This window comes from Corynebacterium sp. CCUG 69979 (genome assembly GCF_024454095.1).
Taxonomy (GTDB): Bacteria; Actinomycetota; Actinomycetes; order Mycobacteriales; family Mycobacteriaceae; genus Corynebacterium; species Corynebacterium genitalium.
The window spans coordinates 1-12,408 of record NZ_JAGPZA010000007.1 but is presented as its reverse complement, the minus strand read 5'-3'; the positions used below and the strand labels follow the sequence as shown (position 1 = coordinate 12,408).

Here is a 12,408-nt window from a genome sequence, read left to right as displayed (position 1 = left end):
ACGATTTTGCGAGTTGATATAAATGAGGCCATGTCCTACCTAATCCGCGTCGTCCTCCCCGATACCCCTGGCAGCCTCGGCGAGCTGGCAGAGGCTTTCGGCATGGCCGATGCGAACATCAAATCCGTGGATATCGTGGAGTCCACCTACGCGGACGGCCAGCCGGTGGTCACCGACGATATCGTCGTAGATCTTCCCACCGGCGGCATGGTCGACTCGATCATTACTGCCGCAGCTGCTCTCGACGGCGTTGAGGTCGATTCCATTCGCCCATTCACGGGACGCGTCGATCGCCGCGGTCAGGTGGAAATGCTCGCGCGCGTCGCAGGACAAGTCCACAACCTCCCGCAAGCCATGGAGGAACTCGTTTCCGTCATGCCGCAGGCGTTGACGTCTTCGTGGGCCGTCGTGCTGCGCGAGACCGAGGACGGAATAGAGCGCGTTGCCGGCTCTCAGGCAGCTCCCGGGGACGACGGCTCTGTGCCTGCGCTTATCGACGCACCCGAGGCCCGCATCCTCCGCGACGACATCGACACGTGGGTACCCGAATCCTGGTGGCTGCTGGACTCCACCTTGGCAATCACGCCGCTGGCATCGTCGGGCCTTTTCCTTGTCATCGGCCGCACTGGCGGGCCGGACTTCCTCGCCTCCGAGGTGACACACATTGGGGACCTCGGGGCGATTGTGGGGGCACTCGTCCGCTAGCGCAAGCTACGTCTACTTAAGGCAGACGCCCGCCTTACCCCATCGCGAAGCTTGTATGCCGACGAGTACAGCGGACCACGCAGCCAGCAACCACCAAATGAACACTGGGACATCGCCATTCCAGCTCGCTCTTCGCGCCAAAAGACAGACGACGAGAATGACGTTGCTCATGGTCAGCAGGGAGATAACGCGGGAGCGGCGGACTTCGTAGCGACCGTCAAGCTTTGCGATCCAGCCAGTGTCATGAAGCGAGCCGACGTGGTGGTAGCCGGCACCGGCGGAACTAACGACGCAGGATCGCACCACGGACGGGATGCGTAATGGCGGCGATGCGTTCGACAGATTCGTCCCAACCGTGACCGATGAGTGAGTCAGCGCCGCGCTCCCACTGGTAGGAGCACTCGCGGCCCAAGACATACAGAACCCCCAAAGACGACGGAACCGAGGCTCGTTTCATTTGGCGCGTTGGACCGGTTCAAGGACTCGATGCCGTCCACGCCCCAGAAGTCTCCGGAGGACGTGTGACGGGGCGCAACTGATTCGAACGCGGCGACGCGTGTTTCGACTGCCTCTAAACGATCCCTCGGTTCTCGGCGTTCCACGCCAATAGAATCCGTTTCCGATCTGTCAGAATTTTGATGTTCCACACTCGACAAGTAAGGAATCGTCGCGTAACAATCAGCAAATAAACAAAAAGCGCGCCGAAGCGCGCTTGGAACTGCGGCGGACAGAAAACCACCGGGGCGAACGAGCACGTCCGCCCCGATCCCCCTTTGGGTAATGCCTTAGATGAAGCGGGCGATACCCGGCGCAAGTTCCGTCGCACCGGACTTCACGGATGCGATTTCCTGCCGGGGTGCCTCCGCCTGTGCCGGAGCCGGCGCTTCTGCGGGATGCTGTACAGGCTGTGCCGGCTGAAGCGCATCCGCAGGCGCGGGCGCTGGGGCATCTTCCGGAGCAGGCGCCGGGGCCTGCTCCGGAGCGGGTGCGGGCACCTCCTCGGGCGCAGGGGCCGGTGCTGGCTGCGGCAGCTGAGGCGGTTGCGGCAGCTGAGGCGGCTGCGGCGGCTCGAAGCCACCTTCAGAGCTCAAAGCGGCACCCGCGGCGAAGCTGGATCCAGCGAGAGCCAGGGCGCCGGCGGTGATACCAATGATTACACCAATGCGGCGAGAGTCGGCGTGACTCTCTGGAGCAGCAGCGACGTTTGCGACGCTACCCAGACACAAAGTGCAAGCGACGGTGGCGGCAACGAGTTTATTTCTCATCTCATTCCTTAATCCCTTAATCGGGCGTGCGTGATGTGGAAGGTTTCCTTTTAAACGATCCAGAATCTATCAGACGGTCAACAGCTCATCAACATTTACTCAGCGATTTGCAAGATTTCGCCAGAGTGCGTCGAGTGCGCCAGAAAGGCCAGGTACGGATAGTCCGGAGCCGGGCCCTTTAACTAACCTCGATACGGTTTAGATGTAGGCGGGAACCAAGGGGGTCTTCTCGGTCGCGCCAGATTGAACAGACTGCACGGGCTGACGCGGAGTTTCAATTGGCGCCGCAGGCTGAGCGGGGGCGACAGGCTGCTCGACAACGGGCTGCCCGACAGCGGGTTGCTCAACGGCAGGCTGTTCCTCGACCGGTTCCTCCGGCACCGGAGGCTGCTCGGGCTCTGGCTGCGGCGGCACCGCAGTGTTATCCATGGCGGACGAGGCAGCGACTCCCAATCCGACGACTGCGGCAGTTCCGGCAATGACAGCGAGGGCGATACCGAGGCTACTTTGAGCTTGGGCATCGGCTTCCGGAACCGAGACCGCTGCTCCAGTCGCGAGAGATCCAGCAATGACAAGGGAAAGCAACTTCTTCTTCATGCCCATGAAATTACCAGACACTTGTCACTTCAACAACAGAAACACTTATTCGCCACAATTATTTACTCCTTGCTATTCTGCATCACCGGTCTCAAGGAGTGTCCGGAACTGATCTTCGTCGAGGATTGTGATGCCAAGGTCCCGCGCCTTTGTCTCCTTGGACCCCGCGTTCTCCCCGACCACTACGTAGTCAGTCTTCTTCGACACGGAGCCGGCCGCCTTGCCGCCGCGCGAGAGGATCGCTTCTTTCGCACCGTCGCGACTGAAGTTCTCCAGCGATCCAGTCACCACAACCGTCAACCCCTCGAGAGTCTGCTCGAGATCGGAGGCTTCGTCCTCCATGTTCACTCCGGCGGCCTCCCACTTGCGCACAATGTCGCAGTGCCAGTCGACCTCGAACCATTCCTTGAAGGACTCGGCGATGATGCTGCCCACGCCGTCCGTGTCGGCGAGGTCGTCGACGGAAGCGTCGAAAAGCTTTTCCATGCTTCCGTAGCGCGATGCGAGCGCCCGGGCAGCTGTCGGACCGACGTGGCGGATCGACAACGCGACGAGGACACGCCACAGCTCTTTTTCCTTGGCCTGCTCGAGATTGGCCAGCAGCTTCTTGCCGGAAGCGTTCACTGTGCCGGCCTTGGTGGTGTACACCGAGGACTTCTCAAGGTCGGATTCGGTGAGGGTGAAAAGGTCGCCTTCGTCGATAAGCACGCCCGAAGCGATGAGGTCTTGCGCACCCTTCTCGCCGAGAGCCTCAATGTCGAACGCGCCGCGGGACGCGAGGTACTCCAAGCGTTGGCCGAGCTGAGCGGGACACGAGCGGGTGTTCGGGCAGCGCCAGTCAGCATCGCCTTCCTTGGCGGGAGCAAGCTTCGTGCCACACACCGGGCAATTCTCCGGGAAGACGAACTCCTTCTCAGTGCCGTCACGCAGGTCAGCGACAGGGCCAAGGACCTCCGGGATGATCTCCCCAGCCTTGCGGACGACGACGGTGTCGCCGATCAGCACGCCCTTGCGCTTGACCTCGTGCTGGTTGTGCAGCGTGGCCATGGATACCGTCGATCCGGACACAAACACCGGCTCGAGCACCGCGAACGGCGTAGCGCGGCCGGTGCGGCCAACGGACACGGCGATGTCCTTGAGTTTTGTGGTCACCTCTTCCGGCGGGTACTTGTAGGCGATCGCCCAGCGCGGGGCGCGGGAAGTAAAGCCGAGCTGGCGCTGCGCAGCTAGATCGTCGACCTTGATCACCAAGCCGTCCATCTCGTGGATCGCGTCGTGGCGGTGATCGGCCCAGTACTCGACAGTTTTCTGCACTTCCTCGGCAGACTCTGCGCGCTTGGTGTACTCACTGACGGGCAAACCCCACGCCGCGAGCTTCTCGTAGGCATCATGCTGCGAGGAGAACTCAACCCCCTCGCGGGCGCCGATGCCGTGGCAGATCATGCGCAGCTTACGGTTGCGGACCTTCTCCGGATCCTTCTGCCGCAGGCCGCCGGCTGCCGTGTTGCGGGGGTTGGCAAAAGGCTTGCCGCCCTCTTTCTGGCGCAGCTCGTTGAGCTCCGGGAAGTCCTCCGGGCGGATGAACACCTCACCGCGGACCTCCAACAATGCCGGGAAGTCACCGGTGAGCTCGTGCGGAATGTCGTCGATGACGCGGGCGTTAGCGGTGATGTTCTCCCCCACCCGGCCATCGCCGCGAGTGGCAGCACGGGTGAGTTGGCCGTTTTCGTAGACCAAGTCAATGGACACACCGTCGATCTTCAGCTCAGTGAGATACGGCCCTGGGGTCTTGGTCAACCAGTCGGCCAATTCCTCAGCGGAGAACACATTGTCCAAGCTCATCATCGGCTCAAGGTGCTCGACATCCTCGAATGCCGTGCTCGTGGGTGCCGCGCCGACTTCCTTTGTCGGCGAGTCAGGCACAGCGAGCTCCGGGTGATCCTCCTCCAGCTGCTGCAGCCGGCGGAACATCTCGTCGAACTCCGCGTCCGTGATCACGGGGTCGCCGTTGTAGTAGAGATCGCGGTGGTGGCGGACCTCCTTCGCCAGCTCGTTCCACTGGCGCAGCAGGTCTTCACTAACTTGAGCTTCAGTCACGGAATTCAAGTGTAGAGATGACTCACCACTGAGGGTCGTTAACGTCAACGCCTTCCGCAGCAGCCTGCGCCTCGACCAGCTCGAGAAGAAAGTCCTGCGCGCCTGCGTAGGCGTCGTGGAAGCGTGCGTCGGCCACGTACATCCGCGCGAGGATGAGTTGGCGCGACGGTGTCGCCTCGTACCACTGGCCGATCATTGCCCGGTGTCGGTCGACGATCTGCCGCGCTTGCGCGGATCCCGGCGCGACCCCGCCATCGCGGGCGGCGACAAGGTCAGCTGCGAATTCTTCCTGCTCGCGCTGCAGACGGGCGAAGTCCTCCTCCCCCATGCCGGCCAACACCTCCTGGGACTGAGCCCACTCGGCCGTGTCACCCCAGCGCTGCTCTGCCTCCTCCTGGTACTCGGGCATTTTCTCCCCGAGGTACGCCTTGATGGCGTCCATGTCGACGGTCCCGTTCTCAGATTGCGCAATCAACTTGTCCACTGCAGCGATCTGCTCACGCATGGCGCTGAGCTGCCCACCCAGCACGTCACGATGTTTCAGGAGCGCAGTGTGAAGGGTGTGGGCGGGGGCGTCGATAAGCATTGCGATGCTCTCGAGCGCGATGCCGACACCGCGGTAGAGCGCGATTGCGGCCGCGCGTTCGATGTCCGCGTCGGAGTACTCGCGGTAGCCGGCACTCGTGCGCTCTGGAGCGAGCAGTCCGAGGCTCTCCCAGTGGCGCAAGGCCTTCGCGCTCACGCCCACAATGTCTGCGACTTCGCTGATGGAGTAGCTCATACGACAAGTGTGAACCTTGACCTTGGGGCAAGGTCAATGGGGTTGTCCATATGCTCATTAGAATGATGGGCATGGCTGCCACCTTCAACGCCTCGCGCATGCTCTCCTTTGATTTGGAGACCACGTCCGCGAACCCGCGCGAAGCGAGAATTGTCACCTCAGCGCTGGTGCGTATCGACGGCTCTTCCATGACCGCCACCGAGACCCTCGCCGACCCAGGTGTAGACATCCCGGAGCAGGCGGCGCGCATCCACGGCATCACCACGGAAAAAGCACGCGCTGAGGGGCGGCCCCATGACGACGTGCTCCAGGAGACGGTAGCCGCGATCAAGCAAGCGTGGGATGAAGGCTTGACCTTGGTCGTCTTCAATGCGCCCTATGACCTGTCCGTGCTGCGCGCGCTCACCGGCGATTTCACGGTGACGGGGCCGGTGTTCGACCCACTGCTCATTGACCGCGCGATGGACCGTTACCGCAAGGGCGGTAAGCGAAACTTGGGTGCGTTGTCGGAGTTCTACGGGGTGCGCTTAGACAACGCGCACGAGGCGACGTCGGATGCTACCGCTGCCGCGCGCATCGCGTGGAAACAGGTGAACAAGGTCTGGCCGCAGCTGTCCCAGATGGAACTCGACGAACTCATGGAATTCCAGGCCGTGCAGCACTTCGAAATCCAGACCGAGTTCCGCAAATTCTGCGAATCGCGCGGGCGGGACACCAAGGGCATCACCACAGCGTGGCCGATGCTCAGCTAGGTGCCTAGGTACTGCTGCGCCTTACCGACGAACTCACTGACGCCCTGTTCGTCACCGCCGTTTTCGACGTAGTCGCTCGTGCCGTCAGTGAACTCGAAAACCAGCGACCCAGACATCGGTTCCTGGGTGATCCGGGCGATGTCCTCCACCGGACGGGTCTTCTCCTCGCTACCGTTGCTGTAGCTCAAGGTTGTGGCATCGAGCCGCGCATAACGGGTAGAACCCAAGAAGAAGAACGGCAACGCAAAACCCATTGCGATGGGAAAAGCAATGATGTAGCTATCAAGCAACTCCCCGAAGACGAAAAATAGCGGCACCGCCATAAGCGCGAGCACCCACATGTGATTCTGGCTCTTTTCCCACGAAAGCTTTGCCTCGCTCATGGAAGTCAGACTACCGGTCAACGACGGAACCTGCCCGAGATCTAGATTGCATCATTGCCACGTCATGCAACTATGACCTGGTCTTTTACGACGTTTCCGCGGCACCTACGTCAACTAGATCTTGGGGCCAGAGCCTCCACCATCTCCACCGCAGCGCGATAGTTGTGGGCAGTGGCCAGCAAGGTTGGGGCAGGCTCGGCGTACACGTCGAACCCGTGCTGCACTGGGTCGAGCTGCATCCGGTCGAAGAGCGCGAAGACGTCGTTCGGTTCCATCACCGGGAACGCAGTCCGGGCGCCGCGGTCGAGCGCTTCGCCCAGCCCGTCCGCATCCACCGCACGCCCAACGGTGAACCAATCCGCGCCGTACATTGGCCGCGACGCGTTGAGCAGGTGCGGACCGAACACCCCCAAGCGTTCGAGGACGTCGTCTTCACTCACCGGCGGGATGTCCTCATAGTCCGTCGTTCCCTGCAACGCACCGCGCACCACCGCGTCGAGCTTCGGCTCATCGAGCTGCAAGACAGTCGTTGCACCCATGCGCTTTTCGACGTCCCGTCTGTGCTCCCCCACAGCCTCCACCAGCGCGTCAGTGATGTCGCGGAGAGCCCCGTGATCCGTGATCATGCGATGCCCGTTCGGCATCTCAATCTCAGCGGCAAGCGACCATGGGCCAACCAGCTGGATTTTGAGCTCCGGCACTTTGCCCGCCCACAGTTCCTCAAGCAGGTCGAGATCGCGCTTCCACTGGTCGCGGGCGCGCATGGTCGCAATCTGCGGGCGGGCGTGAATCTGCCAACTGCGCGGACCAATGTCGACGTTGAGGGGAAGCAACGCGGCAGTACGGCCGATGACATCAGATCCGGCTCCGCGCTCCGGGAGGTGGGGAATGTGCGGCAGCGGGCTTTCGGACAGCACCACGTCTGCCGCGGCGACGAGGTCGGTGCCGGGGACAGGGCCCAGTCCGAAGGCTGTGGGAGCGGCATCGGCATGATCAGCCATGGATGCTCCTGTTCTGCTCCCGCAAGCCAGCTACGAAATCTTCGGCGCTGGGGCTGTGGCTGCCGACACCGATCTTGACGGTGCGCCCATCACGAAGGGAAAGCACGACGGCGCGGGTGGAGCGGTTGACGTCGACAAGCGTCGTCGACGCGTCGGGCGCGAGAGTCCCCCACGGCCTGGTCACTCGTTCATCTGCGGGGAGGTCTTCTACTCGTGCGCCCTTGATGCGGGTGAGCGGAATCTCGTCCTGGGGGCGCGGGTAACGGCCGAACCGCAGCACGTCCCCGTCAACGTGGAGGAAGGTGCCGATGCGATGCACCACCGTGGTGACCACGGCGATGACAAGCAAAAGGAGGATACCGATGACCGTTGGTAACCCCTGCGTCGCCATGAGTCCGATGACCCCGCCCGCGATGAGCACGAGTGCCCCCAGCAGGCCCAGGCGCCACGGAAGAGAAAGGGGGTTGATCCAGATGAGGTGCTTGTCCACGTTAGTGAGGATAGCGGAGCTGAAGAGCAGCCCCGGACCTACTCGGTACCGCAGATCGTGCCGGACCCGAGCACGACATCGCCCTCGCCGTCGGGATCCGGCAGATAGAGCACGGCGGCCTGGCCGCGTGCCACGCCAGAGAGCGGCTCGGCCAGCTCGAGGGTCATCGTGTCAGCGTCCAGGTCAACATGGGCGGTGCAGGACACGACTCCCCCATGCGCGCGGATCTGCACGAGTGCCTCGAAGGTGCCGGCCATCGCCTCGTGCAGGATTTTCAGTCGGTCGGCGTGAATCGTGCGCACGTCGAGCGCGGCACGCGGGCCGACAGTGACTGTGCCGGTCGCGGCGTCGATATCAGTGACGTAGCGCGGCTGGCCATCGGCAGCGGGAACGCGGATGTTCAGGCCCTTGCGCTGGCCAATCGTGTACTGGAAAGCGCCGTCGTGCTCCTTGAGTTCCGCACCCGACTCGTCGACGATCATGCCGGGGCGCATGCCAATGGATCGGCCGAGGAAGGCCTGGGTGTTTCCGTCGGGGATGAAGCAGATGTCGTAGGAGTCGGGCTTTGCCGCCGTCGAAAAGCCGTGGGCGGCCGCTTCCTCGCGGATCTGGGGCTTCTCGGTGTCGCCGACCGGGAAGATGCAGCGGTCTAGCTCGTCGCGTGTCATCACGCCGAGGACGTAGGACTGGTCCTTCTGGGGATCGATGGACCGGCGCAGGTTCCCGGCATCGTCAATGAGTGCGTAGTGCCCTGTCGCGATCGCGTCGAAGCCGAGCTGCACAGCGCGCTCAAGCAGGGCCGCGAACTTGATCTTCTCGTTGCAGCGCAGACACGGGTTCGGTGTCTCGCCGCGGGCGTAGCTGTCGACGAAGTCGTCGATGACGTCTTCTTTGAAGCGGTCGGAGAAATCCCACACGTAGAACGGGATGCCCAGCTTGTCGCACACGCGGCGCGCATCGGCAGAGTCCTCCAGCGAGCAGCATCCCCGGGCGGACTCACGGGTCTGCTGCGCATCCTTCGACAGCGCAAGGTGGACACCGACGACATCGTGTCCGGCGTCGACAAGCCGCGCCGCCGCCACAGAGGAATCGACGCCGCCGCTCATTGCTGCCAAAACTCGCACGGTGCGAGAGTGTAGTCCCCCACGTCGTGGAGACGAAACGGCTGAATCGGCGAAGTGGTGCCCGGGTACGACGTATTCGGCGCAGACGGAAGTTACGGTGGTAAGTCATGAAGATCCAGTCGAGCCATGTGAGCCTGCGCGATGTCGGGCTGGCTTTACTGCTTGTCACCTTCGGCCAGATAGGCCCTCTTACTAACGGCCCGAGCATCATCGATGGTGCGCTCGCTGTGTGCGCGGCGACCGCACCGTTTACACGATGGCGGTGGCCTCTGCTCACAATTGGTGTCGCGATCATCTTGCTCGCAGCGTGCGCATTCCAACCCGAACTGCCGATTGGAACAGTGTCGGTTGTAGTCTTCACGGCTTATATCGCACGTCGCCACCCATCTTCGCCCCTTCGCGACTTCGCCACGGTGGCTCTGCTTAGCGGGGTAGTTATAGCTACGACGTTCATCTCCGCACCACTCGTCGCGATGCCATTCTCGCAGCGCCTGCCCTACATCGCATGGAGCGTGACTCTACTGGTCGTCGGACTACTCATGGGCGAGCTCCGACGCCGCGCGATAGAGACCGCAGAAAAGGACATGCAGTTCCAGCTCGAACGCCAGCGCGATGAATTCGAACGCGCCTCAGCGGAGCAGCGCGCTCACCTCGCCCGGGAGATCCACGACGTTGTGACCCATTCACTCACCGTCATTGTGGCGCAAGCCGACGGCGCACTCTACGGTTCCGACCGGGACGGTGCGCTGCGCACTATCAGCACTGTCAGTCGCGAGTCACTGCGTCAGATGCGCGGAGTAGTGGGGCTGTTGCGCGATCCAGATCCCCGCCCGCTTACGCCGTTATCGACGAAGCTCGACATCGATGAACTCGTCACAACCAGCCGCGCCGGCGGCCTCGACGTCAGCGTGAATGTCAGTGGCGAACAACCCACTCGACTCGATCCCGCTACTTCACTGACGGTGCACCGCATCGTGCAAGAAGCGCTGACCAATGCGCTCAAACACGGCGACGGGCACGCACACCTGACTGTGTCATGGGCCGCTGACGAGGTGGACATTCGCGTGGACAACCGGTTCGCGCCGGGAGCGCGACCCGGCCCCGGGCATGGCTTGCCTGGCATGCGCGAACGCGCGTCATTAATCAACGGCTCCCTCAGTTCCGCCCCTGCCGGTGGCAACACGTGGGTGATGAACGCTCGACTGCCTCTGAGCATCACCAGCGAGGTGCGCTGATGAAGATTCATTCCATTGGCCTCGTCGATGACCAAGCACTGTTCCTCCATGGCATCCGCAATGTCGTGAACTCGCAACCAGACATGGATGTCCAATGGATCGCCGGTAACGGCGAGGAAGCGCTGGCCGCGATGAGCGAACGTCCGGTGGACATCGTGCTCATGGATGTGCAGATGCCTGTTCTCGACGGCATTTCTGGGACCCGCCAGCTTTTGAAACGCTTTCCCGGTGCCAAGGTCATTATCCTCACCACCTTCGACGATGAGGATTATGTCATGGGCGGACTCGCCGCCGGCGCCAGCGGTTTTCTGCTCAAGGATGCGGAGCCCGAAACACTTCTCGACGCCATACGCACCGTCGCCACAGGTGATGCTGTGATTTCGCCGCGGGCGACCAACCGGATCGTCGCGAAGCTTAGCGAAGCCCCAGCTGAAAACATTCCGCTCTCCACAGCCGACCGTCACGCCATTGAGGAGTTGACCGAGCGGGAGCACGAGATCCTCATCGCGGTGGGACGCGGATGGACCAACACGGAAATCGCAGAAAGACTGTTCATCTCCATGCCGACGGTGAAAACGCACGTTGGCCGTGTCTTAATGAAGACGCATTCGCGTGACCGCGTGCATGCCGCACTCTTTGCCTACCGGACCGGGTTGGTCTCGCGCTCCGATTTGCTAGATTCCTAAGCCCTCATACCCGGGTATCACGCAGAAGATCGTGCCCCGCGCCGACGCGCACAGCCCCTGTCCTGCGGAAGCCTTGAGGGCATGGATACATCATCGATCATTGCAACACAGGGGTTAACAAAGACCTACGGTTCCACGACTGTCGTTGACTCCCTCAATCTCAACGTGACAGCTGGCACCGTGCACGGTCTGCTTGGCCCGAATGGCTCCGGCAAATCCACGACCATGAAGATGCTTCTCGGACTTGTCACTCCAACTAGCGGTGAAATCAAGATCCACGGACAGCCGATGAATCGACAAACGCAGCAGCAGGTTCTCCGCGGTGTCGGCTCTCTAATTGAGGCGCCCTCGGCGTATCCGCACCTCACAGGCGGTGAGAACATCCAGATCGCCACCCGCCTGTTCGAGGCCGATCCAGTTCACACGCAGCGTGCAATCGAACTCGTGCGTCTGGGCAAGCACATGGACAAGCTAGTGAAGAACTATTCGCTCGGCATGAAACAGCGTCTCGGAATTGCGATGGCGCTCGTTCGGGACCCGCAGCTTCTCATACTCGACGAACCCACCAATGGTCTCGACCCCGCCGGCATCGAGGAGATCCGTCAACTCATTGTCAGCCTTGCCCGAGATGAAGGCCGCACGGTGCTCGTTTCCAGCCACCTACTTTCGGAAATAGAAAAGATGGCGACGAATTTGACCATCATCGACCGTGGCAGGCTCATCTTCCAAGGTTCGCAAGAGCAGCTTTACAACGCTCAACTGCCCGACCTCTTCATCCAAACCCCATCCGAGGACATCGCCGCAGATCTTCTGGCCGCGTTCCGACCGGTGCGCGGTGACAACGGGATTGAACTCGCCGGGGTAACCGACCAACAAGTTGCCGAAATCTGCGCCCGGCTTGTCAGCAACGGTGTGCCGCTTTACCAAGTTGTTCGTAAACGCCGCAGTTTGGAGGAAGTCTTCATTGGACTAACCGGAACGGAGGGGTTGAGCGCATGATGGTTGAAATCGCGAAACTGCGACGCACGAAAGTGATCCTGCTTGGATTGCTGACATCTATTGCAGTCCTGCTCTTCTCCTGCATAAATCTCTTCGCCGAAAAGTCCGTGGGCTACTTCTCAGCCTTTCCCGACAATGCTTGGGGCAGCCACCTGGTCGTCCTTGCCATCTCGCTGTCGCTGATGTCCCCGCTACAGCTTGCCCTCATTGCCAGCCGGGGCCCGGCCCCCGGAAAGTAGACACCGTGGGGGTGAAATTATTGGCTTTACTCTAGCGCATTGTTAGGAAGCGTG

The 12,408-nt window shown here is 61.8% G+C and carries 16 protein-coding genes; 6 read left to right on the top strand and 10 right to left on the bottom strand.

Features of this window, described 5'->3' with window-relative positions; genetic code table 11:
* Positions 1-30 precede the first annotated feature (30 nt).
* Positions 31-705 (top strand): amino acid-binding ACT domain protein, encoded by a 675-nt coding sequence (locus KBX18_RS05580; RefSeq protein WP_255995160.1) that lies wholly within the window; start codon positions 31-33, stop codon positions 703-705.
* Between the two features lie 12 nt (positions 706-717).
* Here KBX18_RS05580 and KBX18_RS05575 read toward each other — a convergent pair whose 3' ends face one another.
* From KBX18_RS05575 to KBX18_RS05550, 6 genes are all read right to left on the bottom strand, one after another.
* Positions 718-1,011, bottom strand: a complete 294-nt coding sequence (locus KBX18_RS05575) for a hypothetical protein (protein ID WP_255995159.1) — start codon at positions 1,009-1,011, stop codon at positions 718-720.
* On the bottom strand, positions 989-1,162 hold the full coding sequence (locus tag KBX18_RS05570; RefSeq protein ID WP_156774837.1) for a hypothetical protein: 174 nt from the start codon (positions 1,160-1,162) through the stop codon (positions 989-991). Before KBX18_RS05570 ends, KBX18_RS05575 begins: the two co-directional genes overlap by 23 nt.
* Before the next feature lie 328 nt (positions 1,163-1,490).
* Entirely contained in the window at positions 1,491-1,970 is a 480-nt protein-coding gene (locus KBX18_RS05565; protein WP_255995158.1) for a hypothetical protein, read from the bottom strand.
* Between the two features lie 198 nt (positions 1,971-2,168).
* Positions 2,169-2,567: a hypothetical protein gene (locus KBX18_RS05560; RefSeq protein ID WP_156774838.1), complete on the bottom strand. Its 399-nt coding sequence runs from the start codon at positions 2,565-2,567 to the stop codon at positions 2,169-2,171.
* A 72-nt stretch (positions 2,568-2,639) separates the two neighbouring features.
* Positions 2,640-4,664 carry an NAD-dependent DNA ligase LigA gene (gene ligA, locus KBX18_RS05555; RefSeq protein ID WP_255995157.1) on the bottom strand — a complete coding sequence of 675 codons (2,025 nt, stop codon included), beginning with the start codon at positions 4,662-4,664 and terminating at the stop codon, positions 2,640-2,642.
* 22 nt (positions 4,665-4,686) lie between these two features.
* Positions 4,687-5,445, bottom strand: a complete 759-nt coding sequence (locus KBX18_RS05550; protein ID WP_005290490.1) for a MerR family transcriptional regulator — start codon at positions 5,443-5,445, stop codon at positions 4,687-4,689.
* Positions 5,446-5,516: 71 nt separating this feature from the next.
* Here KBX18_RS05550 and KBX18_RS05545 point away from each other — a divergent pair, with 71 nt between their 5' ends.
* A complete protein-coding gene (locus tag KBX18_RS05545) occupies positions 5,517-6,197 on the top strand; it encodes a 3'-5' exonuclease (RefSeq protein WP_040424511.1) in 681 nt (226 codons plus the stop codon).
* Here KBX18_RS05545 and KBX18_RS05540 read toward each other — a convergent pair.
* The 4 genes from KBX18_RS05540 to mnmA form a co-directional block, all read right to left on the bottom strand.
* The gene (locus KBX18_RS05540) at positions 6,194-6,580 is read right to left on the bottom strand and encodes a hypothetical protein (protein ID WP_255995156.1); all 387 of its coding nucleotides are present in this window, start codon (positions 6,578-6,580) and stop codon (positions 6,194-6,196) included. The genes KBX18_RS05545 and KBX18_RS05540 overlap by 4 nt on opposite strands.
* A gap of 110 nt (positions 6,581-6,690) precedes the next feature.
* Positions 6,691-7,581 (bottom strand): methionine synthase, encoded by an 891-nt coding sequence (locus KBX18_RS05535; protein ID WP_255995155.1) that lies wholly within the window; start codon positions 7,579-7,581, stop codon positions 6,691-6,693.
* Entirely contained in the window at positions 7,574-8,071 is a 498-nt protein-coding gene (locus KBX18_RS05530) for a hypothetical protein (protein WP_255995154.1), read from the bottom strand. Before KBX18_RS05530 ends, KBX18_RS05535 begins: the two co-directional genes overlap by 8 nt.
* A gap of 38 nt (positions 8,072-8,109) precedes the next feature.
* Positions 8,110-9,195 (bottom strand): tRNA 2-thiouridine(34) synthase MnmA, encoded by a 1,086-nt coding sequence (mnmA, locus tag KBX18_RS05525; RefSeq protein WP_255995153.1) that lies wholly within the window; start codon positions 9,193-9,195, stop codon positions 8,110-8,112.
* A 107-nt stretch (positions 9,196-9,302) separates the two neighbouring features.
* Between mnmA and KBX18_RS05520 the strand changes: the two genes are divergently transcribed.
* The 4 genes from KBX18_RS05520 (at position 9,303) to KBX18_RS05505 (ending at position 12,354) form a co-directional block, all read left to right on the top strand.
* Entirely contained in the window at positions 9,303-10,430 is a 1,128-nt protein-coding gene (locus KBX18_RS05520) for a sensor histidine kinase (protein WP_255995152.1), read from the top strand.
* The gene (locus KBX18_RS05515; RefSeq protein WP_255995151.1) at positions 10,430-11,116 is read left to right on the top strand and encodes a response regulator transcription factor; all 687 of its coding nucleotides are present in this window, start codon (positions 10,430-10,432) and stop codon (positions 11,114-11,116) included. The genes KBX18_RS05520 and KBX18_RS05515 overlap by 1 nt, the downstream gene beginning before the upstream one ends.
* A gap of 81 nt (positions 11,117-11,197) precedes the next feature.
* A complete protein-coding gene (locus KBX18_RS05510) occupies positions 11,198-12,115 on the top strand; it encodes an ABC transporter ATP-binding protein (RefSeq protein ID WP_255995150.1) in 918 nt (305 codons plus the stop codon).
* Positions 12,112-12,354 carry a hypothetical protein gene (locus KBX18_RS05505; RefSeq protein WP_255995149.1) on the top strand — a complete coding sequence of 81 codons (243 nt, stop codon included), beginning with the start codon at positions 12,112-12,114 and terminating at the stop codon, positions 12,352-12,354. The genes KBX18_RS05510 and KBX18_RS05505 overlap by 4 nt, the downstream gene beginning before the upstream one ends.
* The last annotated feature ends 54 nt before the right edge of the window (positions 12,355-12,408 follow it).

Bases quoted from the DNA above. Each gene is read 5' to 3' on its own strand.
- KBX18_RS05580 (WP_255995160.1), top strand. From the start codon at position 31: ATGTCCTACCTAATCCGCGTCGTCCTCCCCGATACCCCTGGCAGCCTC.
- KBX18_RS05570 (WP_156774837.1), bottom strand. From the start codon at position 1,162: ATGAAACGAGCCTCGGTTCCGTCGTCTTTGGGGGTTCTGTATGTCTTG.
- KBX18_RS05565 (WP_255995158.1), bottom strand. From the start codon at position 1,970: ATGAGAAATAAACTCGTTGCCGCCACCGTCGCTTGCACTTTGTGTCTG.
- KBX18_RS05560 (WP_156774838.1), bottom strand. From the start codon at position 2,567: ATGAAGAAGAAGTTGCTTTCCCTTGTCATTGCTGGATCTCTCGCGACT.
- KBX18_RS05550 (WP_005290490.1), bottom strand. From the start codon at position 5,445: ATGAGCTACTCCATCAGCGAAGTCGCAGACATTGTGGGCGTGAGCGCG.
- KBX18_RS05545 (WP_040424511.1), top strand. From the start codon at position 5,517: ATGGCTGCCACCTTCAACGCCTCGCGCATGCTCTCCTTTGATTTGGAG.
- KBX18_RS05540 (WP_255995156.1), bottom strand. From the start codon at position 6,580: ATGAGCGAGGCAAAGCTTTCGTGGGAAAAGAGCCAGAATCACATGTGG.
- KBX18_RS05535 (WP_255995155.1), bottom strand. From the start codon at position 7,581: ATGGCTGATCATGCCGATGCCGCTCCCACAGCCTTCGGACTGGGCCCT.
- KBX18_RS05520 (WP_255995152.1), top strand. From the start codon at position 9,303: ATGAAGATCCAGTCGAGCCATGTGAGCCTGCGCGATGTCGGGCTGGCT.
- KBX18_RS05515 (WP_255995151.1), top strand. From the start codon at position 10,430: ATGAAGATTCATTCCATTGGCCTCGTCGATGACCAAGCACTGTTCCTC.
- KBX18_RS05510 (WP_255995150.1), top strand. From the start codon at position 11,198: ATGGATACATCATCGATCATTGCAACACAGGGGTTAACAAAGACCTAC.
- KBX18_RS05505 (WP_255995149.1), top strand. From the start codon at position 12,112: ATGATGGTTGAAATCGCGAAACTGCGACGCACGAAAGTGATCCTGCTT.